This is a genomic window from Allobosea sp. FG18 (genome assembly GCF_057809495.1).
Window position 1 is genome coordinate 140,506 of sequence record NZ_JBMDKB010000010.1, and the last position, 19,315, is coordinate 159,820.

A 19,315-nucleotide genomic window follows, 5' to 3' on the forward strand; every position below is an offset into this window, starting at 1 on the left:
GGTCTAGGCCTTCGCCGCCCGGATGCCGCGCGACGCGCGGAACAGGACGAGCGCCGCCACACCCAGCGCCGACATCACCAGCGGCAAGGGCAATGCGGCGTTCTTCAAGAGGTGGCCGACCAGCAGCCCGACGCAGGCCGAGAGCAGCATCTGGCAGAGCCCGTTGAAGGAGGAGGCCGCGCCGGCTCGATCCGGGAAGGGCATCATCGCCGAGGCCTGGGCCTGCGGCATGGTCAGCCCGACGCCGCAGGCATAGAGCGCCATCGGCACGACGACGCTGGCCGCGCCGCCGAACCCGGTGAGCACGCCGACCAGCATCGCCAGCCCGCCGCCGGCCAGACAGCTGACGCCGATGGCGATGACGCCGTCCATGCCGCGCCGTCCGACCAGTCGCTGCGCGATGATCGTGCCGGTGATGTAGCCGAGCACGCCGAAGCCGAAGGAGAAGCCGTATTCGATGGGCGAGAGCCCGTAGACGCCGATCAGTACGAAGGACGAGCCCGAGATGAAGGCGAAGAGCCCGGCATAGGCGAGCGCCGTCAGCGCGACATAGACGCGGAAGGCGCGGTTTTGCAGCAGCGTGCCGAAGCCCCGGAAGATGCCGAAGAGGGAGAGCGGCTGCGGCGAGCGCGCCCGCAGCGTCTCCGGCATCACCGTGACGATGACGGCCGCGAGCGCCAGCCCGAAGGCGAGCGAGGCTAAGAAGGTCGAGCGCCAGCCAAAGGCGACCTGCAGCACGCCGCCGATCACTGGCGCGATCGCCGGCACCAGCCCCATGATCATGCCCATGCGCGCGAGCTCGCGCCCGGCGCGCGGCCCGTCATAGAGATCGCGCACCATGGCGCGGCCGAGCACGATCGGGCCCGACGCTCCGAGTGCCTGGAAGGCGCGTGCCAGCGTCAGCGCCCCGATCGAGGGCGCGAAGGCGCAGGCCAATGTCGCGACCCCGAACAGGGCAAGGCCCGCCAGCAGCACCGGCCGGCGTCCAAGCCGGTCCGAGAGCGGCCCCCAGAAAATCTGCCCGGCCGCGAAGCCGAACAGGAAGGAGGACAGCGTCGCCTGCGCGCCGGCGACATCCGTCTGCATCACCCGCGCGATCTCGGGCAGGGAGGGCAGGTAGAAATCAGTCGAGAGCGGCCCAAGCGCCGTCAGCATGGCGAGGACGGCGGTCATCGCCAGCGTGTCGGGACGAAGCTTCATGCACGGCCTCCGGCGCGGCCGCAGAGGGGGCCGCGCTCCGGGTTGTGCTACGACGTCAGTGGGTCATCCGGCAATGGCCCGCGCCGCCGGCCGGTCCTGCGTCTCGCCGTGATAGGCGGTCGCCTGCATCGAGGGGCGTCGCGAGAAGGCCTCGTACCAGTGTGTCAGCCTTGGCCGCCCGGTCCGGAAATCCGGGAGGTTGCGGAATTCCAGCCAAGCGAGCGCCGTGGCCAGTCCGATATGGCCGATATGCACGGGCTCCTCGAAGCTCTCGTTGCGCTCCAGCACGTCGAAGGATTCGACGAGCTTCGCCGTCTGCCCCTCGCTCAAGGGGGGATAGCGCAGATGCTCCGGCCGACGCAGGGTCTCCCAGCGCAATGCGATGCCGGCATCGCAAAGCCCTTGCGCGATCGCATGGAGGCGCAGCGCCTGCCAGCGCGCGCTGCCCTCGGCGGGGATCAATCGGCGGCCGTCATGCAGTCCGTCGAGATAGTCGCAGATCACCAGCGAGTCGAAGATCGCGCCTGCTTCCGGCGTGACCAGGACCGGCACCTTGCCGAGTGGGTTGACGGCGAAAACCTCGGGGTTGCGGTTGGTCGGGCTGGTCTCCTGATCGACGATCGCGAGCCGGTCGGCGATGCCCGCTTCATGTGCGAAGACGATGGTCTTGCGCGCATAGGGCGAATGGCTCTGCGAATGCAGCGTCAGACGCGCGCCGGACGGCGCGCTCATGCGACCTCCTCCGGCTTGAGGCCGACGAGCTCGGCATAGCGCGCCGGGTCGGTTGCCCCCTCGGTGTTGACGAGGAAGACACGGGAACTGCCGTCGAGCTTCAACGCCGCGCGCGCCTGCGGATCGCGCAGGACCGCCAGAAGCCCGGCTAGCCCGGCTCCGCCGCTTTCGCCGGCAACGATGGCCGGGTCCCCAGCGGTCGGTCGTGCCAAGCGGTTCATCGCTTCCACCGCATCGGCATCCTCGGCCGTCAGGAAGGCATCCGCAGAGCGGTAGAGCACGCGCAGCGCCAGCGGCGAGGGATCGTAGCATTCGAGCATCGCCATCACGGTCGGCGCGCCATGCGGGATCTTGCCGGGCTTGCCGTTCTTGGCCGCCTCGAAGATGCAAGCCGCGCGGGAGGGCTCGACCACGGTGAAAAACGGCCGCTCTTCTCCGAAGCTGGTCTGCATCTGCGCGGCGAGGGCGGCGGCGATACCGCCGACGCCAGCCTGCACGAAGACGTGGCTCGGCCGCTCCTGCATCTGGGCCAGCCCCTCGCGGGCGATGGCGGTGTAGCCCTGCATGACCAGGCCGGGGATGCGCTCATAGCCTTCCCAGGAGGTGTCGGAGACGATGGTCCAGCCGCGTTCGGTCGCGACGCGGGCCGCCTCGACCACGGAATCGTCATAGGTGCCGTCGACGCGCACCATTTCGGCGCCGAAGCGGGCGATGGCCGCGACGCGCTCGTCGCTGACGCCGCCATGCACGAAGATCACGGCCTTGGCGCCGAGCAGTTGCGCGCCCTGGGCCACCGACCGGCCATGGTTGCCGTCGGTCGCGCAGGCGAAGGTCATGCCGGCCGCGGCGTCGCGCACGGCGGGGTCGTTCATGTCGGCGTCGCCGAGCCGGCGGCCGAGCTTTTCGGAGGCCGCTTCCAGCGCGAGCCGGATCACCGCATAAGCGCCGCCGAGCGCCTTGAAGCTGCCGAGCCCGAGGCGCTGGCCCTCGTCCTTTATGAAGAGCGCGCCGATGCCGAGCGCCGCTGCGAGCCCCGGCAGGCTGTGGAGCGGCGTCGGCACATGGTTCGGCCGCTCGGCGAGATGGGCCGCGATCGCGTCAGCCCCGGCCGGCCCCAGCGTCTCGACATCCTCCGGATGCAGGGCGGAGCGGTAGTCCGGATGATGGTTGAGCAGGAACATGGTGGCCTCGTCTGGCTGAATGCCCGAATGGATATTGCATCGCGAGTGAAAAAGGCGCTGGATTTGGCTGCAAGCCTTGCAAGTTTCTTTCGCGGGATGGGGTATGGCCGAGCCGACTGCTCATGATCTCGATGCTTTCGACCGGGCGATCCTCGCCATCCTCCAGCAGGACAACACCACGCCGCAGCGGGTGATCGGCGAGCGCGTCAACCTGTCGGCGCCGGCCGTGCAGCGCCGCATCCGCCGGATGGAGGCGAACGGCGTCATCCGCGCCAATGTCGCGGTGGTGGACCCAGCGGCGCTCGGCCATCCGATCACGCTCTTCGTCGAAATCGAGCTGGTCAGCGAGACCGCGCCCGACATCGATGCGGCCAAGAGCGCCTTCCTCGCCGCGCCGGAAGTGCAGCAATGCTATTACGTCACCGGTGAGGTCGATTTCATGCTGGTCGTGCTGGTGCCGAGCATGGCGGCCTATGAGGCGCTGACGCGGCGACTGTTCTTCGCCAACCCGAACATCCGCAAGTTCCGCTCCTTCGTCGCCATGGACCGGGTCAAGACGGGGCTTGCGGTGCCCATTTCCTAACTGCCCTGCGGCCGGGGCAAGGCTGCCATCGCCAGTTCGTCTTGTTCCCGCCGCTTCGATATGCGACCGCGGGCGGACGTGACGAACGAGCCTGATGGGCCTTGCCGTGATCACCGTGAAAGCCACCGAAACGCCGGCCGGGACAGGCGATGCGCCGCAGGGCTGGCGCGCGCTCGTCCGCTCCAGCGAAATCGGCATCGTGGTGCTGGCCTGCGTGGTCGGCGTGCTCGCCGGGCTTGTCGTACTAGCGATGTCCTTCACGACGCAGCTCCTGCATGAAGTGATCTTCGGGCTGCCGCTTGGTCAGCGGCTCTCGATCGCCACGACGATCCCGCCCTGGCGGGCCATTGTCGGGCCGGTTCTCGGCGGCCTCGCCATCGGCTGCGCCTCCTGGCTGTTCTTTCGCCGCCGCAAGCAGCCGATCGACCCGATCGAGGCCAATGCGCTGCATGGCGGGCGTATGTCCTTGCGCGACAGCGTCTTCGTCGCGCTCCAGACGATGGGCTCCAGCGGCGCGGGGGCGTCGGTCGGCCTTGAAGCCGGCTATACGCAGGCCGCGAGCGGGCTCGCCTCGCATATCGGCCGGCGCCTGCGGCTGCGCCGGGCGGACATGCGCCTGATGGTCGGCTGCGCGGCCGGCGGCGCCATCGGCGCGGCTTTCGATGCGCCGCTGACCGGCGCCTTCTATGCCTTCGAACTGATCCTCGGCAGCTACTCGATCGCCGCCTTCGTGCCGGTGATGGCCGCGACCTTCATGGCGACCGTCACCCACAGCGTGCTCGCGCCGGCACTGCTCGCCGTCGAGGTCCCCCCGATCGGCCTGATCACGATGGCGAACCTGCCTCTGGTCGTCCTGCTCGGCGCCACCTGCGGTCTCGTCGGCATCGTCGTGCTGCGCGCCGCCGCCTTCGTCGAGGCTGGCTTCCGCCGCTCGCGGATTCCGACCTGGCTCAGGCCGGCCTTCGGCGGCCTCCTCGTCGGCGTGCTGGCGATTTGGAACCCCTCGGTCTTCTCGGCCGGCCATGGCGCGATCAATCTCTATCTCGGCATCGATGCCAGCCTGGGGTTGTTCGCGCTGGTGCTTGTCGCCAAGGCGCTGGCCTCATCGGTCTCGATCGGCTCCGGCTTCCGTGGCGGCCTGTTCTTCGCTTCGCTCCTGCTCGGGGTGCTGACCGGGCGCCTCTTCATCGGCCTGCTGACGCTCGCCTTTCCGAACCTCGCCGGGCACGAGACGCTGTTCGCGCTGGTCGGCATGAGCTCGCTCGCGGTCTCGATCGTCGGCGGGCCGATGACGATGACGCTGCTCGCGCTCGAAATGACCGGCGATCTCAAATTGACGCTGGCCGTGGTCGGCGCCGCCGGTGCGGCTTCGCTGGTGACGCGCCGCCTGTTCGGCTTCTCCTTCGCGACCTGGCGCTTCCATCTGCGCGGCGAGAGCATCCGCGGCGCCCATGATGTCGGCTGGATGCGCGATCTCACCGCCGGCAGCATGATGCGCCTGGAGGTGCCGAAGATCGCGGCTGACGCCACCATCGCCGAGGCGCGGCTGAAATATCCGCCGGGCTCGACCAATTACCTCGTCGCTGTCGGTCCAGGCGGCGCCTATGCCGGCATGGTGCCGCCGGGCGCGCTTTACGAGCCGGACCCGGCTCTGGACGAGGAGGCGGCGGCGGAGCCCGCGCCGCGTACCGTGCGTCATCTCCTGCGCAATCCCGATCGGATGCTGCTCGCCGACATGTCGGTGCGCGACACGCTGAAATTGTTCGAGGCGGCCGAGAGCGAGGCGCTGCCCGTCGTCGCCGATCGCGACAGCCGCCGCCTCGTCGGCATTCTCAGCGAGGCGCATGCGATCAAGCGCTACAGCGACGAGGTCAGCCGCCGCAATCGGGAGCTGACGGGGGAGTAGTCGCTTTGTGTGCGGGGTTTATGGGTTCCCTCGGAAACACCTGGTCATCCCGGGCTTGACCCGGGATCCATGCCAGAGCGCTTCCAAAATAGGTTCCGGCATGGATCCCGGATCTCCGCTTCGCTGCGTCCGGGATGACACGCCGTTTTGTAACGCAGCGCGAACTACGACCGCAGTGCGATGCTCGTGACAACCCGCCAGTCGGCGATGGGCACATCCTGGCCGGAGGTCACGATGCCGATCCGGTCGAAGCGGATGGTGCGTCCCGCGAGGCGGGCGCCGATCTCAGTGATCGCCGCCGCCTTCGCGGATGGCTCGACCGCCCCATAGAGCAGCGAGACATGCGGCATGAAAGGCGTGGAATCCTCCGGGTCGAGCGTACGTTTCAGCGTCGTGAGCGGGGCTGAGGCGGCGAAGCGCGCGTAGAACGAGCGGAAATAGCTCTCGATACCCTCGACGGCCGTGACCGGCTCCGAGAAGGCCTCGACGGTGTCCGCGACGGTCGTGACGGCGCGCTCCAGCACGGCTGGCGTCGTCTCCGTGTCGCCCTGCAATGTCAGGTGCGGGGCGAAGAGCGGGGTGCCGAAGCGGCCGGACAACTCGCTGACGATGCCGGCCAGCAGCGCTTCATCGGAAGGCGCCGGCATCAGCCAGAGAGAATGAATCCGCGCTGTCATCCGAGTTTCACAAAGCTCTTGCATAGACTGCGCCCCGTGCGTAACGTTTATTTCAACTGAGCCAACGATGGAAGAAATATTCCATTGTCAGGCGATAAGAGCAGAACCGGGGGAGTAGGCGCCTTGCAGCCGGAAACGCAAGCCAGAGCGGGTAGCGGCGCGGCCATCGGCGTGCGCGGCCTCAAGGTCGCCTATGGCGGCACGCGCGTGCTGCACGGGATCGATCTGGACTTTACCCCCGGCAGCTTCACCGCGCTCCTCGGCTCCTCCGGCTGCGGCAAGACCACGCTGCTGCGCTCGCTCTCCGGTTTCGTCCCGGTCGAGGATGGCTCGATCGTCGTCGGCGGCCGCGATGTCGCCGGCCTGCCGCCGGAAAAGCGCGGCATGGCCATGGTCTTCCAGTCCTATGCGCTCTGGCCGCATATGACCGTGCTCCAGAACATCGGCTATGGCCTGAAGCTGCGCGGCAAGTCGAAGGCCGAGATCGCCGCCAAGGTCGGCGAGATGCTGAATTTCCTCGGCCTTGCCGGTTACGAGGACCGCAAGGTCACGGCGCTCTCCGGCGGCCAGCGCCAGCGCGTCGCGCTCGGCCGTGCGCTCGCCATCGATCCCGGCATCCTGCTGCTCGACGAGCCTCTCTCCAATCTCGACGCCAAGATCCGCATGGTGATGCGCCACGAGATCCGCGCCATCCAGCAGCGGCTCGGCCTCACCGCCGTCCACGTCACCCATGACCGCGAGGAGGCGATGACGATGGCCGACAGGCTGGTCATCATGCAGGCCGGTCGCGTCGCGCAGGTCGGCACGCCCGAGGAGGTCTATGACCGCCCGGCCAGCGCCTTCGTCGCCAATTTCATGGGCGCGGAGAACGTTCTCCCGCTCAGCATCACCAGCGGCGAGGCCCAGGCTTCCGTCTCCGCTGGCGATGCCCGCGCGACGCTGACGGGCGCCGCCGCGGCCACTCTGCCGGCCGGCGAGGCGCTCGCCTATTTCCGCGACGACGTCGCGAGTCTCGACGCGCATGATGCAGCGGCTGCCGGTGGCGATCTCGTCGTGCCCGGCACCATCGCCGCGCGCGCCTATCCCGGTGGCATCTACCGCTACAAGGTCGAAGCCGCCGGCCGCCAGATCACGGTCGACGATGTCGCCCGTCACGAACTCGGAACGAAGGTCGGGCTGCGCATTCCGCTGCAGCGCCTTCACATCTTCCCGGCGGCCGAGGCCGGGATTGCCGCCTGACAGGGAGTCAGACACATGCGCATCATCACGCTTGCCTGCTCGCTCGCCGCGCTGATCGTGGCATCGCCGCTATCCGCGCAGACCCTCAACGTCGCCTCCGCCGGCGACCAGAACATGGTCGACTACGTCAAGGACTATCTCGGGCCGATGTTCGAGAAGGCCAATCCGGGCGTGAAGGTCGTCTCGGTCGGCACCGGCCCGGGCGATTCCGGCTCGCAGAAGATCTACGAGAAGCTCGACGCCCAGAAGGGCGCCGCCACCACCGATTTCGACGTGGTCGTCATCCACCAGAAGGCCGCCGGCCAGATGGTCAAGGAAGGCCTGCTGAACAAGTACACGGGCAATGTCGAGACGGCGAAGCTCGCCACCGGCGACGCCGCCAAGAACGCGCTCGGCACCGATGTCGGCGGCTTCGTCATCCCGATGTTCCAGTCGCAGACCGCGCTCGCCTACAATGCCGACATGGTCAAGACGCCGCCGGCGACCTTCGCCGAGCTCGCCGACTGGGCCAAGAAGAACCCCAAGCAGTTTGGCTATAACGGCATCAAGGGCGGTATGTCCGGCGTCTCCTTCGTCGCCGGCTGGGTCTATGCCTTCGGCGGCGACGCCGAGAAGCTGATGAAGGGCCCCTATGACGCGGCCACCAAGGCCAGTTGGGACAAGGCCTTCGCCGATCTCAAGGAGTTCAACAAGAACGCCGTGATCACCCCCGGCAATGCCGGCACGCTCGACATGCTGAACCGCGGCGAGATCGCGATCGGCCCGGTCTGGGTCGACATGTTCTATTCCTGGCAGGCCGACGGCAAGCTGCCCCCGAACATGAAGCTCAAGCTCGTCTCGCCCGGCATGCCCGGCCAGCCGATGTATTACGCCGTGCCGGAGAAATCGGCCCAGAAGAAGCTGGCCGAGGCCTTCATCGCGCTCGCGACCAGCCCCCAAGTCCAGGCCGACGGCATCGTCAAGAAGTTCAACTGGTATCCGGGCATCGACGCCAAGAACCTCGAGGGCAAGCTCGACAAGGCCGCCTGGGACAAGCTCTTCACCGACGTCACCCCGGCCGAGCTCGCCAAGAACGGCAAGCCCTTCCCGATCGCGCCCTACTTCAACGACATCCTCGAGGGCTACGAGAAGAAGGTCGCGAACTGAGGTTCGCCTGACGGGATGACGCGGAGAAACACCGTGTCATCCCGGGCGCAGCGAAGCGCAGACCCGGGATCCATTCCGGAACGGTTCAGGCATGGATCCCGGATCGGCGCGGCTTCGCCGCTTGTCCGGGATGACCTCGCGGTTCCGGATATCCATTTGACCATCCGTCGCGGAGAGCGCCGCTCATCATGAGCCTGTCCCAACGCAACCTCGCCTTGCTGCTGATCGCGCCCGGCCTCGCGCTCGTCGCGGCGCTGTTCCTTTATCCGCTCTGCTTCTCGCTGATCTCGGCCTTCACCGGGCCGCAGGGCGGCTTCTCGCTGCAGGCCTTCGGCAAGGCCTGGGAGCTCTACTCCGGCGACGTCGTCTTCACCGTCGTCATCGTGCTCGCCTCCTGTTTCTTCACCGGGCTCGCCGCCATCATCATCGCCGGCACGCTGACGCTCGGCGAGAACCGCTACATCGTCGGCACGCTGAAGGCGCTCTATCGCTGGCCGCTCTTCATTCCCTTCATCGTCGCGGCGCAGTGCATGCGCACCTTCCTCGCCAAGAACGGCCTGATGAACAACACCTTCGTTTCGCTCGGGCTGATGGAGCCGCTGCAGGCGGTGAGCTTCCTCGACTGGCGCGGCATCATCGCAACCTTCGTCTGGAAGCAGACGCCCTTCGTTGCGCTGCTGCTCGCCGGCGCGCTCGCCTCGCTCGACCGCGCCACGCTGGAGGCCGGCCGCAACCTCGGCGCCTCGCGCATGCGCGTCCTCGTGGAACTTGCCCTGCCGCAGGTCATGCCGCAGCTCCTCGTCGCGCTCGTCCTCTCCTTCGTGACGATGCTCTCGGTGCTCTCGGTGCCGATGATGGTGGCCGGCTCGCAGCCGACCATGCTGACCGTCGACATGGCCTTCCGCATCAACGCCTATGGCGACTACGCCACGGCGAACGCGCTCGGCGTTATCACCTACCTGATCTCGGCCGGTGCTGCGATCATCTACCTCAAGCGCGGCATGGCCAAGGAGGGCACGCCATGATCCGGGCCGTCTCCGGCCTGCGCATGGTCCTGGCGGCCTTCGCGCTCGCGGCCTTCGCCTTCTTCCTGATCGGGCCGCTGGTCAATCTGGCGCTCTGGTCCGTCGCCGAGCGCTGGTACACACCCTACAAGCTGCCGGTCGTCTACGGCACGCGCTACTGGGAGCAGGTCTTCCGCCCGACCGGCGATGCCATGGCCTCGCTCGCGACCTCCGTCTGGATCGCGGTGCTGACGGTACTCGTCGCGCTCGCGCTCTCGATCCCGGCCGGCTATGCGCTGGCGCGGTTGAAGTTGCCGGCGCGCGCCTTCTTCATGGTGCTGTTTCTGCTGCCGCAGGCTTTTCCGTCGGTCGCGATCTACATCAACGTCGCCCGCGTCTTCTACAATATCGGCATCAACGGCACGGTCTTCGCCGTAGTGCTCGTCCATGCCGCGCATGGCCTGGTCTATTCGGTCTGGATCGCGGCTGCGGCCTTCGCCGCCGTCGACAAGGATCTCGAACTCGCAGCGCGCAATATTGGCGCCTCGCCGCTCAAGACCTTCTTCTCGGTGACGCTGCCGCTCGCCGCTCCCGGCATCATCGCCAGCGGCATCTTCGTCTTCCTGGAATCGCTCGACGAGTTCACCGGCACCTTCTTCGTCGGCGTGCCGCAGGTCACGACACTGCCGCTGCTGCTCTATAACGCGGCGATGGGTGGCAACTATCAGGTCGCCTCGATCACGGCGCTGATCCTGCTCGTGCCCTCGGTGCTGTTCATGCTGTTCATCGAGCGCTTCCTGCGCGCCGACGTGCTCGCCAAGGTCGGGGCCTGATGCGAGGGCGGACTTGCGCGCCTACGGGTGATCCGCAACTCTGCCGCTCCCTTCTGCCTTGTGGACCAGCTATGACGAACCCTGCTGAACTCCCCCGATCCGGGACGATTCTGGGCTCCGTTCCGCGTGGCCGTCCCTTCGCGGGGCTTGCCCCCAGCCTGATCGGCTTCGGCGGCGCCCCGCTCGGCGATCTCTACGGGCATCTCGACGAGGTCACGGCGCAGGACACGGTCCGAGCCGCGCTCGCGGCCGGCATCAACCTCGTCGACACCGCGCCGCTCTACGGCCACGGCCTCTCCGAGCACCGCATCGGCGCGGCCCTGCGCAGCGTGCCGCGCGACAGTGTCATCATCTCGACCAAGGTCGGCCGCTGGATGCAGGCCGGCCAGCCGAAAGGCGACGGCTCCGGCTATGCCGGCGGCCTGCCGCATCCGGCGGTGATCGACTATTCCTATGATGGCGCGATGCGCTCCTTCGAGCAGTCGCTGCTCCGGCTCGGCACCGACCATATCGACATCCTGCTGATCCACGACGTCGATATCTGGACCCATGGCGACCGGATGGAGCAGCGTTTCACCGAAGCGATGGACGGCGCCTATCGCGCCCTTGAGAAGCTGCGCTCATCCGGCGCGGTCAAGGCGATCGGCGTCGGCGTCAACGAAGCCGAGATGTGCGTGCGCTTCGCCCGCGCGGGTGATTTCGACGTGATGATGCTGGCCGGCCGCTACTCGCTGCTGGAGCAGGGCGCCCTGCCGGAATTCCTGCCGCTGGCGCTGGAAAAGAAGATCGCGGTGATGCTCGCCGGCGTCTTCAATTCCGGCATCCTCGCCACCGGGGCCAAGCCCGGCGCCTTCTACAATTACAAGCCGGCGCCGCCCGAGGTGCTGGCGCGCGTCGCCCGGATCGAGGCCGTCTGCGCCAGCCATGGCGTCGCCCTGCCGCAAGCCGCGCTCGCCTTCTGCGCCGCCCATCCGGCTGTGGCGACGATCGTGCTCGGCGCGGTGACGCCGCAGGAGGTCGCGCGCAATCTGGACCTCGTCGCGCGGCCGGTCCCGGCCGCGCTCTGGCGTGAGCTCAAGGCCGAGGGACTGCTCGCCGAAGCGGCGCCTGTCCCCGCAGCCTGAGCGCTACTCGGCCGCCGAGCCGGCCGAGCCGAGATAATCCACCGCGCAGGCGACATGCAGCTTCATCACCGCGATCGCCTCGTCGATGGTGACATGCTCCTCGTCGGTGCCCATGCTGATCGGCGATGGCCCGCAGATGAGGGCCGGCACGCCGCGCCAGCGCCAGTAGCGTGTATCGGTGCCGCCCAGGCTCGACACCGGCGGCGCGTCATGGCCGAGCAGATCGCGGATGTTGCCGCGCAGGATATTGGCCATCTCGCCGAACGGATCGGTCAGGCTCGCCGGGTAGCTGTGATCCTCGTTGACCACCATCTCGCAACCGGCTTCGCGGGCGAGCACTTCGAGATCGGCGCGGATCGCGTCGCGGTCGGAGCCGATCGGGATGCGCATGTCGAGATGGGCGATGCAATGCGTCGGGATCTGCGTCGCCTTCTGTCCGCCCTGCAGGATGCCGACATTGACGGTGATGCGCCTTGCGACATCGCCCGCACCCTTGCCGAGATTGAGATCGGCTGCCGCGATCGTCTCGGCCGAGGTCAGCACCGCATCGATCTCGGGCGGCAGCGCGGCGAGCTTGAGATGGTAGCGGTCATAGATTGCGGTCACGAGCCGGCTCACATCCGCGATCGGGTTGCGCGCCCGGTGAGCGTAGCCGCCATGGCCGCCGATGCTCCTGGCCGAGAGCGAGAAGCGCAGCGTGCCTTTCTCAGTGAAGCGCAGATTGGCAAGCCCGCTCGGCTCGCCATTAAGGCAGCAATCGGCTTCCATCTCGTCGCCGAACTCGTCGAACAGGAACTTCGTGCCGTAGCGGCCACCCGACTGCTCGTCCGAGACTACGGTCAGCGACAGCGCGCCGTTGAGCTTCTCGCGGTGGGGATAGAGCTGGCAGAAGGCGAGGATCGAGGCCAGCGTCCCGGTCTTCATGTCGGAAGCGCCGCGGCCCATGATCTTGCCGTCGATGACCTCCGCTTCCCAGAGCTTCTCGTTGGTGACCGGGAAGATATCCATATGGCCGTTGAGCATGAGATGGCGGCCGGGCTTTCCGGCCTCCCAGCGGCTGATGATATTCGGCATCTCCGGCACGAAGGCTTCGGTGCGATGCGCCACGCCAGCGGCATCGAGCAGTTCGCGCACGAAGGCCGCCGCCTCGCGCGTATCGCCCGGCGGGTTGACGCTCTTGATGCGCAGGAAGCGGCGCAGCAATTCGACGATCTCGTCGCGGCGCGCATCGATCGCCTGAAGCAGCTCGGCTTTCAGGGCGGCTTTGTCGGTGGGCATGGTCGGTCTTCTAGGTCGGCGTTTCGAAAGGGATGGAGCGCTCAGCCCCGATTGCGGAACGACATGGCGCGCGTCAGCTCGGTCTTCTCCAACCGGGCGGCGACGCAATAGGCGGGGTTGAAGACATTGGCGATGTCGTAGCGCACCGCCTGCCCGAGCAGATGGCTCGCCTCGATCGGATCGACGCCGAGATCCTCGCCGACCCAGCGCAGCAATTCCGTCGTGGCGAATTGCAGTGGCTGGTCGAGCGGGCGCCCGCTGGCGATCACCAGCAGGTCGGTCTCGGTCTCGCAGCGCGGCCAGCGCAGGTTCTGCTTCTTGAGGAGCTTCACGGTGAATTCGACCTCGAACGAGGTCTCGACGCCGGTGCCGGCGATCTCGCCATCGCCCTGGCAGGCATGGCCGTCGCCGAGGAAGAACAGCGCGCCATCGACGAAGACCGGGAAGGCGATCGTCGCGCCCGGCCCGAACAGCCGGTAATCCATATTGCCGCCATTGGCGCCGCTGGTCGCGGTCGAGATCGCCTGGCCGCGCTCGGGCGCGACGCCGAAGCAGCCCATCATCGGCGCGAGCGGGAAGCTCCAGTCCTTGATGCGAGCGGAAGGCTCCAGCAGCTTCACCGTGCCGGCCTCGGCGTCGATCGCCCATTCATGGCGCTCGCGCTTCGGCAGCTCAGCCAGGACCGAAGGGTCGAGCACGCCGGGCGCCAGCGGCGAATAGGTCCAGCCGGTCTTCCGGTTCGGCGTCATTCTCTCGATCGTGACCAGCAGCGCGTCGCCGGGTTCGGCGCCGGTGACGAAGAACGGTCCGGTCATCGGGTTGCCGCGCGGGGCATGCTGCGCACCATCGCCACCGAAGCCGGCGGCATCCAGCGTGGTCGTGACGACGCTGTCGCCGCTGGCGATCTCCAAAACTGGCGGCAGGGTGGCGAGCACGTTCGAATAGCGGGTCGGAACGAAGTTGTGGCGCGCCATGGAAGCCTTCCTGAGCCGGGTTCGCGTCGGTGTCTGACGGTGACCGTAGGAGCAAGCTCCCGGCTTGAGAAGCGTACCCGGACGAACAGGTGCCTTGCGTGGCGGTCGGCTGGTGCCGTGCAAGGCGTCAGCGAATGTCCCTCGCCGTCAACCGTGGCCAACCGGCATTGGCACGGGCGATGTAGGTCTTCGTCCGCCCGAGCCAGGTCGCCCGCACGCCGAGATCGTAATTCAGGTAGAGCCGTCCATCGACGATCGACCAGGCCTCCGGCTCGATCTTCACGAGATAGCCGCGCGAGGTGCCATAGGCGCAGTACCCGCCATAGGCCGGCACATAGCGTTCCGGGTCCGCCTCGAACAGGGCCTTGTGCTCGGCGCTGGCGAAATGCCAGACGGCGCCGGCATACCGGAGTGCGAATTCCGGCTTGCCCGGCCGCGGCCCCCCATCGCGAAAATAGGCGACGGGGTCGTAGCCGCGGATCGCGATACCCTCCACGGAGCCGAGCGTGTTGATCGGGCGTGGCGCTTCGGCCTTTGCCGCTGCCGCGGCGACCAGCGCCGCTGTGGCGAGACCGATGCAAGCGCGTCTGTGGAGCATGGCGTTGCCCCTGCGCTCAGGCCCGGCGCGCTTCGAGCGCCTCGAAGACATAGGCCGCGAGGTAGCCGTAGATCGCGTGGCCGACGAGGCTCATGAAGGAGAGGCGCGGCACGTCGTTCAGCAGGAAATGCTGCCCGGCCAGCGGCGCGAAGAAGGCGAGCGCGATGAAGTAGGTGATCACGCCCCAGATCCAGCCATCGGCCGGCATGCCCATGCTCTTCACCCAGCGCGTCAGGACCCAGTAGCCGAGCGGGTAGAACAGGAAGCCGGTGACGAAATGCAGCAGCTTGGCGGTCGGCGTCGAAATCATCAGGCCGAGCTGATGGAAGAAGAGCGACTTCACCAGCTCCGGCGGCTCCAGCGGATATTCGGCGAACCAGGCGGTCGGAACGGCCGAGAACAATTCCCAGAAACCCAAGCCGGCAAAGCCGCCGAGGGCGAGGTTGATCACGGTGCGGGTCGAGGGCAGCGCGAAGCCGCGGGTCAGGGTCGCGGTGGTCATGGCGAGAGTCCTTTCCGGATCTCAGTGAGCGATGGCGAGCGGTGTCGAGGCGATGGCGAGCGCGGCGAGCCGCCCCGCGCCGCGGCTGCGCAACTGCGCCAGCCGGCGGGCGGCGAAGAGGTTGTTGCCGCCGCGCCGCGTCAGACGTTCGCCGAGGAGCTGGGCGGCGCGGTCATGCTGGCCTGCCCGGATCAGGCTTTCGGCATGGGCCTGCTCGAACAGGTCGCGCTGGGCATGGCTGCCGCCGATCGCGAGCAAGCCGTCGCGGGCTGAGCCGAGCAGCCGCGCGGCTTCGTCATAGCCGCCCTCATGGAAGGCGATGAGCCCGAAGGCTGCGAACGCACCGTTGCGGGCGGCAGCGCGCCGCTCGCCGCTGGGATGAGCCTCGGCATCCTCGATCAGGCTGCGGGCGATGGCCTCGGCCCCGTCGGCATGGCCGGCACCGAGCAGCGACAAGGCATAGTGCAGGTCGGCGAAGACGAGGCGGCCGTCATGGATGCGTCCTTCGGCCTTGGCCGCGAGCTCCTCCCAGCGATCGCCGACATCGACGCCGGCATAGTCGAGCCGGGCGAGCAGCGAGGCGCCATTGGCGATGTCGCGATAATCGTCGGTCGGTTCGGCCCGGATCTCCTCGTCATAGAGCCGCAGCACCTCGGGGGTCTCGCCGCGCTCCAGCCGGAACAGGGCGAGATGCCAGACGATGTGGAAGCGCAGGTTGTTGGCATGGGCGACAGGCCGTCCGTCGCCGAGCCAGGCGATGCCCTCGTCGACACGGCCGGTCATCTCCAGCACATGGGCGACGGCATGGCGGCCCCAGGCGTCGCGCGGGCTCAGGGCCACGGCGCGGCGGCCGGTGCGCTCGGCCTGCGCATAGAAGCCCCGCTCTTCGAGTGCGAAGGCATGGCAGCCATGGACGAAGCCAGCGAGCGGATGGGTCTCGCCGAAGCCCGGTGCGTAGCGGTTCAGCGTCGCCAGCATCTGCGCCTGATCGCCGAGCATGAAGCGCAGGCCGTGCGAGAGCTTGAGTGCGAGCACGTCGAAGGGATGGGCGAGCAGGATCGCCTCCAGCCGCTCGGCCGCCCGGCGCGGGGCGTCGTCGAGCCACAGCGCCAAGGCCTCGATCACCATCGTCTCGCGTCGCGTGACCGGCCGTCGGACAGCGGCTGCCCGCGCCTTGCCGAGGCAGTCGCGGGCGGGTGCGACGAGTTCGGCGCGCGCCAGTGTGAGCAGCATCAGTCCCTTGGCGGCATGGGCGAGCGCGAAGTCGGGATCGGCGCCGAGCGTCCGGGCGAGATGCTCGGGCGTCGCCGCGGCATGGGCCATCAGCGCTTCGAGCGTAGCGTTCCAGGCGAGGCGCGCGGCATCGCCGGAGACGGTGATGCGATCGCCGGAGAGATCGTGATGGACGGCGTCAGACATGGGCTGCTCCATTGTCGCGCCGCGAAGGGCGCTTGTGAGGGAGTTCGCAACGGCGCGATCAACCGGCATTCAACTCGCTTCACGGACCCGTGTAGCCAGCGCCGGACCGGCGCCGGCTGCGCCCTGCCGCTCCGGGGCAGGCTTCGGAGCCGGACCGGCCCAGGGAGCGCTCTTGAACCAGCCGACCACGAGCGCGGTGGCGAGGATCAGCGCGAATCCGGCAAGGTTGAGCAGCGCGACCAGAAGCTCGCCGCGCCCGGCCATGTCGGCGATCGTGCCGAGCAGGCGCGACAGGACGACACTCGCCAGGAAGGTCGCGAGCGACTGCCGTCCGATCAGGATGAGCAGATGGCCCGCGCCGCGGTCGAGCCGGTCCCGCCAGGGCTCGATCAGGCTGAGCACGAGATAGGCGAGCGCCAGGAAATGCAGCACGCGCAGGATATGCAGATCGGTCTTCTCGCTGGCCGGGATCAGCAGGTCGCGCACGGCCTGCGCGAAGGGCCAATGCTCCAGGATGCCCCAGAAGGAGAGCGGCAGCGACAGCAGCAGGAAGATTGCGGCAGCGAGCATCAGCCGGCGGTCGCCGAGTCGGGGCACTGGCAGCCATCTCATGCCGATGAAGAAGCCGATGAAGAAGATCAGCTGCCAGGCGAAGGGATTGAGGAACCAGCCCGTGCCGTTCCAGGGATTGCCGGAGAGATTGAAGCCGGCGGCCCAGACCATCGCATAGAGCGCCGCCGCGGTCAGCAAGGGCAAGGCGGCATGGAGGTGCCGCGCCAGCATCATCACCGGCACCAGCGCCAGGATGACGAGATACATCGGCAGGATGTCGAGATAGTCCGGCTGCCAGGTGAGCGTGACCAGGCCGAACAGCGCCTGCTCGGGATCGGACAGCAGCGGCGCGAACTGCCGCGCGATCTCCGCCAGGCCGAAGATGCGATCGAGCGTGGCGGCGAGCGCGATCAGTGCGAGGACGAGGCCGATCTGCGCCCAGTAGACCTGCCAGATCCGGTAGGCGATGCGCGCCGTGCCCAGCCACAACCCGCGACGCGTGAAGACGCCGCCGAAGGCCAGCGCGCTGGCGATGCCGGAGCAGAAGACGAAGAGCTCGGCGCCGGACGAGAACCCGAAGCGCGCGGGAATCCAGGCGTTCCAGCTGTTATCCGGCAGATGCGCGACGAAGATGATCAGCATGGTCAGGCCGCGAAACAGGTCGAGCCGCTCGTCGCGTGGCCGCTTTGCCGGCGTCGTGGGGAGCCCCGCCATCAGAAGGCTCCCTCGTAGCTCGCGGCGTCGATACGGCAGGCGAGCAGCGTGAAGCCGCTGCGCCAGAACGCCGCTTCGGCTTCGCGCGCCAGCGTCTCGCGATCCTCGATCGTCGCGCCATGCCCGCCCATCGCGCGCGCGACCGCGGCGAAATCGGTTTCGCCGATATCGACGCCGGCGCGGGCCAGGCCGAGCTGACGCTGCTTCAGCGCGATCAGCCCGAGCGCCCGGTCGACCAGTACGACGACGATCACCGGGAGGCCGAGATCCCGTAGCGTCGCCAGCTCGCCCAGCACCATCTCAAGCCCGGCATCGCCGACGAAGCACAGCGTCGGGCGGCCCGCGCCGAGGGCGGCGCCGGTTGCCAGCGGCAGGGCGCAGCCCATGGTGCAGAGCCCGCTCGATTGCAGCAGGCGGCGCGGCCCGTCGCAGCTCCACAATTGGCTGAGCAGGATGCGATGCGCGCCGGAATCGGCCGTTGCGACCGTACCTGCCGGTGCGATCCAGCGTAGGGTCTCGAAGACGGCGTGCGGCCCCCATTCCTTGGGATCGGCGAAAGCGGCAAGGAAGGCCTCGCGCGCTGTCGTCGGTTCGCAGCCAGGCCAGGTCCGGCCGCCTGTCAGCCCGTCCGACAGGCGGGTCAGGATCGAGCCGACATCGCCTGCCAGCAGCAGGCTGGAATGATGCATGCCGTGCTGAACGGGCTCGGCGACGATGTCGATGACCGGCTTGCCGGCCGGCCAGGGGTTTCGCCAGCCCTGGCGCATCTCGATCGGATCGTAGCCGGCCAGCACGATCAGGTCGGCGGTCTCGATCAGCGGCCGGGCGAGCGCATCGGCTTTGGGCGAGAGGCCGACGGCGCCGATCACGCGCGGATCGCTGTCCGGCACCAGCCCCTTGGCCTTGTAGGTGGTGAGGAGCGCCGCGCCGGTCGCGGCCAGGAAGCGATCGAGCGCTGCTCCGCCTCCGTCCTGATTGACGAGGTCGAGCCCGGCGATCACGAGCGGCCTCTGCGCGGCGGCGATCAGGGCTTGCGCAGGCCAAATATCGGCCGGAATCGCGGGAGCGGCAGGCGGAATGACGTAGGTCGCATGCGAGGCCGCGCGGGCTTCGGCGATCGAGATCGGCAGGTCGATATGGACCGGTCCCGGCCGGCCGCTCCGGGCGAGTGCGACGGCCTTGGCGACGACGAGAGCCTCGGTGCCCGGCGCAACGCGAAAGCTGGCCTTGACCAGCGGGCGCAATACGGCCTGATGGTCGAAGACCTGATGGGTGTAGCTCTCGGCCAGGGCCTGGTCGACGCAGCCGGTCACGAAGACCAGCGGCACGCGATCCTGCTGCGCGTTGGCGACGACATTGACGGCATTGGCGACGCCGGGACCGAGCGTCGCGACCAGCACGGGCAGCGCACCGGTCGCGTGCCAGAGCCCTTCCGCCATGAAGCCCGCGGCGTTCTCGTGCCGCGCGAGTTCGAAACGGATGCCGGCACGTTCGAGCGCATCGACCAGCGCCAGCACCTCGCCGCCGGGAATGCCGAAGGCATGGGTCGCGCCTGCTGCTGCGAGCGTGGCGGCCAGGAGATCGGCGCCGGTCACGAACTCTTCCGGACGGGTTCCGTCCGGCCCCGCGGCCGCTATCCGTTCGTGGCGCATC

General features: G+C 68.2%; 18 protein-coding genes. 7 read left to right on the forward strand and 11 right to left on the reverse strand.

The features are described from left to right. Positions 1-3 precede the first annotated feature (3 nt). From ACODTJ_RS13300 to ACODTJ_RS13310, 3 genes are all read right to left on the reverse strand, one after another. Positions 4-1,200: a multidrug effflux MFS transporter gene (locus tag ACODTJ_RS13300; RefSeq protein ID WP_454658785.1), complete on the reverse strand. Its 1,197-nt coding sequence runs from the start codon at positions 1,198-1,200 to the stop codon at positions 4-6. A 63-nt stretch (positions 1,201-1,263) separates the two neighbouring features. Then, the gene (locus tag ACODTJ_RS13305; protein ID WP_454658784.1) at positions 1,264-1,932 is read right to left on the reverse strand and encodes a glutathione S-transferase family protein; all 669 of its coding nucleotides are present in this window, start codon (positions 1,930-1,932) and stop codon (positions 1,264-1,266) included. Then, the gene (locus ACODTJ_RS13310) at positions 1,929-3,113 is read right to left on the reverse strand and encodes a diaminopropionate ammonia-lyase (protein ID WP_454658783.1); all 1,185 of its coding nucleotides are present in this window, start codon (positions 3,111-3,113) and stop codon (positions 1,929-1,931) included. Before ACODTJ_RS13310 ends, ACODTJ_RS13305 begins: the two co-directional genes overlap by 4 nt. A 103-nt stretch (positions 3,114-3,216) precedes the next feature. Between ACODTJ_RS13310 and ACODTJ_RS13315 the strand changes: the two genes are divergently transcribed. Both ACODTJ_RS13315 and ACODTJ_RS13320 read left to right on the forward strand, forming a co-directional pair. Next, positions 3,217-3,696, forward strand: coding sequence for an Lrp/AsnC family transcriptional regulator (locus ACODTJ_RS13315; RefSeq protein WP_454658782.1), 480 nt, complete (start codon positions 3,217-3,219; stop codon positions 3,694-3,696). 94 nt (positions 3,697-3,790) lie between these two features. Continuing rightward, entirely contained in the window at positions 3,791-5,602 is a 1,812-nt protein-coding gene (locus tag ACODTJ_RS13320) for a chloride channel protein (RefSeq protein WP_488849039.1), read from the forward strand. A gap of 164 nt (positions 5,603-5,766) precedes the next feature. Here the strand turns inward: ACODTJ_RS13320 and ACODTJ_RS13325 are convergent, their stop codons facing one another. Continuing rightward, a complete protein-coding gene (locus tag ACODTJ_RS13325) occupies positions 5,767-6,279 on the reverse strand; it encodes a hypothetical protein (RefSeq protein WP_454658780.1) in 513 nt (170 codons plus the stop codon). A 123-nt stretch (positions 6,280-6,402) separates the two neighbouring features. Here ACODTJ_RS13325 and ACODTJ_RS13330 point away from each other — a divergent pair, with 123 nt between their 5' ends. The 5 genes from ACODTJ_RS13330 to ACODTJ_RS13350 all read left to right on the forward strand — a co-directional run bounded on the left by ACODTJ_RS13330 (position 6,403) and on the right by ACODTJ_RS13350 (position 11,625). Further along, on the forward strand, positions 6,403-7,518 hold the full coding sequence (locus ACODTJ_RS13330) for an ABC transporter ATP-binding protein (protein WP_454658779.1): 1,116 nt from the start codon (positions 6,403-6,405) through the stop codon (positions 7,516-7,518). A 15-nt stretch (positions 7,519-7,533) separates the two neighbouring features. Further along, positions 7,534-8,664, forward strand: coding sequence for an ABC transporter substrate-binding protein (locus ACODTJ_RS13335; RefSeq protein ID WP_454658778.1), 1,131 nt, complete (start codon positions 7,534-7,536; stop codon positions 8,662-8,664). Positions 8,665-8,852: 188 nt separating this feature from the next. Next, the gene (locus ACODTJ_RS13340) at positions 8,853-9,689 is read left to right on the forward strand and encodes an ABC transporter permease (protein ID WP_488849042.1); all 837 of its coding nucleotides are present in this window, start codon (positions 8,853-8,855) and stop codon (positions 9,687-9,689) included. After that, positions 9,686-10,501, forward strand: a complete 816-nt coding sequence (locus ACODTJ_RS13345; RefSeq protein ID WP_293808591.1) for an ABC transporter permease — start codon at positions 9,686-9,688, stop codon at positions 10,499-10,501. Before ACODTJ_RS13340 ends, ACODTJ_RS13345 begins: the two co-directional genes overlap by 4 nt. A gap of 71 nt (positions 10,502-10,572) precedes the next feature. Next, positions 10,573-11,625, forward strand: a complete 1,053-nt coding sequence (locus ACODTJ_RS13350; protein ID WP_454658777.1) for an aldo/keto reductase — start codon at positions 10,573-10,575, stop codon at positions 11,623-11,625. 3 nt (positions 11,626-11,628) lie between these two features. On the opposite strand, the gene ACODTJ_RS13355 is transcribed toward ACODTJ_RS13350, so the two are convergent. The 7 genes from ACODTJ_RS13355 to ACODTJ_RS13385 form a co-directional block, all read right to left on the reverse strand. Next, positions 11,629-12,903 (reverse strand): M20/M25/M40 family metallo-hydrolase, encoded by a 1,275-nt coding sequence (locus tag ACODTJ_RS13355; protein WP_454658776.1) that lies wholly within the window; start codon positions 12,901-12,903, stop codon positions 11,629-11,631. 41 nt (positions 12,904-12,944) lie between these two features. Then, the gene (locus tag ACODTJ_RS13360; protein WP_454658775.1) at positions 12,945-13,877 is read right to left on the reverse strand and encodes an acetamidase/formamidase family protein; all 933 of its coding nucleotides are present in this window, start codon (positions 13,875-13,877) and stop codon (positions 12,945-12,947) included. Between the two features lie 127 nt (positions 13,878-14,004). After that, positions 14,005-14,475 carry a YHS domain-containing (seleno)protein gene (locus ACODTJ_RS13365; RefSeq protein ID WP_454658774.1) on the reverse strand — a complete coding sequence of 157 codons (471 nt, stop codon included), beginning with the start codon at positions 14,473-14,475 and terminating at the stop codon, positions 14,005-14,007. Positions 14,476-14,491: 16 nt separating this feature from the next. Next, entirely contained in the window at positions 14,492-14,977 is a 486-nt protein-coding gene (locus ACODTJ_RS13370) for a hypothetical protein (protein ID WP_454658773.1), read from the reverse strand. A 21-nt stretch (positions 14,978-14,998) separates the two neighbouring features. Next, positions 14,999-16,396, reverse strand: a complete 1,398-nt coding sequence (locus ACODTJ_RS13375) for a tetratricopeptide repeat protein (protein ID WP_454658772.1) — start codon at positions 16,394-16,396, stop codon at positions 14,999-15,001. A gap of 69 nt (positions 16,397-16,465) precedes the next feature. After that, positions 16,466-17,662 (reverse strand): OpgC family protein, encoded by a 1,197-nt coding sequence (locus ACODTJ_RS13380; RefSeq protein WP_454658771.1) that lies wholly within the window; start codon positions 17,660-17,662, stop codon positions 16,466-16,468. Continuing rightward, positions 17,662-19,314, reverse strand: coding sequence for a thiamine pyrophosphate-binding protein (locus ACODTJ_RS13385; protein ID WP_454658770.1), 1,653 nt, complete (start codon positions 19,312-19,314; stop codon positions 17,662-17,664). The genes ACODTJ_RS13380 and ACODTJ_RS13385 overlap by 1 nt, the downstream gene beginning before the upstream one ends. Position 19,315 lies beyond the last annotated feature (1 nt).

What these genes read in the sequence shown, in the direction of transcription:
- ACODTJ_RS13300 (WP_454658785.1), bottom strand. Translation starts at nt 1,200, where the DNA reads ATGAAGCTTCGTCCCGACACGCTGGCGATGACCGCCGTCCTCGCCATG.
- ACODTJ_RS13305 (WP_454658784.1), bottom strand. Translation starts at nt 1,932, where the DNA reads ATGAGCGCGCCGTCCGGCGCGCGTCTGACGCTGCATTCGCAGAGCCAT.
- ACODTJ_RS13310 (WP_454658783.1), bottom strand. Translation starts at nt 3,113, where the DNA reads ATGTTCCTGCTCAACCATCATCCGGACTACCGCTCCGCCCTGCATCCG.
- ACODTJ_RS13315 (WP_454658782.1), top strand. Translation starts at nt 3,217, where the DNA reads ATGGCCGAGCCGACTGCTCATGATCTCGATGCTTTCGACCGGGCGATC.
- ACODTJ_RS13320 (WP_488849039.1), top strand. Translation starts at nt 3,791, where the DNA reads ATGGGCCTTGCCGTGATCACCGTGAAAGCCACCGAAACGCCGGCCGGG.
- ACODTJ_RS13325 (WP_454658780.1), bottom strand. Translation starts at nt 6,279, where the DNA reads ATGACAGCGCGGATTCATTCTCTCTGGCTGATGCCGGCGCCTTCCGAT.
- ACODTJ_RS13335 (WP_454658778.1), top strand. Translation starts at nt 7,534, where the DNA reads ATGCGCATCATCACGCTTGCCTGCTCGCTCGCCGCGCTGATCGTGGCA.
- ACODTJ_RS13340 (WP_488849042.1), top strand. Translation starts at nt 8,853, where the DNA reads ATGAGCCTGTCCCAACGCAACCTCGCCTTGCTGCTGATCGCGCCCGGC.
- ACODTJ_RS13345 (WP_293808591.1), top strand. Translation starts at nt 9,686, where the DNA reads ATGATCCGGGCCGTCTCCGGCCTGCGCATGGTCCTGGCGGCCTTCGCG.
- ACODTJ_RS13350 (WP_454658777.1), top strand. Translation starts at nt 10,573, where the DNA reads ATGACGAACCCTGCTGAACTCCCCCGATCCGGGACGATTCTGGGCTCC.
- ACODTJ_RS13355 (WP_454658776.1), bottom strand. Translation starts at nt 12,903, where the DNA reads ATGCCCACCGACAAAGCCGCCCTGAAAGCCGAGCTGCTTCAGGCGATC.
- ACODTJ_RS13360 (WP_454658775.1), bottom strand. Translation starts at nt 13,877, where the DNA reads ATGGCGCGCCACAACTTCGTTCCGACCCGCTATTCGAACGTGCTCGCC.
- ACODTJ_RS13365 (WP_454658774.1), bottom strand. Translation starts at nt 14,475, where the DNA reads ATGCTCCACAGACGCGCTTGCATCGGTCTCGCCACAGCGGCGCTGGTC.
- ACODTJ_RS13370 (WP_454658773.1), bottom strand. Translation starts at nt 14,977, where the DNA reads ATGACCACCGCGACCCTGACCCGCGGCTTCGCGCTGCCCTCGACCCGC.
- ACODTJ_RS13375 (WP_454658772.1), bottom strand. Translation starts at nt 16,396, where the DNA reads ATGTCTGACGCCGTCCATCACGATCTCTCCGGCGATCGCATCACCGTC.
- ACODTJ_RS13380 (WP_454658771.1), bottom strand. Translation starts at nt 17,662, where the DNA reads ATGGCGGGGCTCCCCACGACGCCGGCAAAGCGGCCACGCGACGAGCGG.
- ACODTJ_RS13385 (WP_454658770.1), bottom strand. Translation starts at nt 19,314, where the DNA reads ATGCGCCACGAACGGATAGCGGCCGCGGGGCCGGACGGAACCCGTCCG.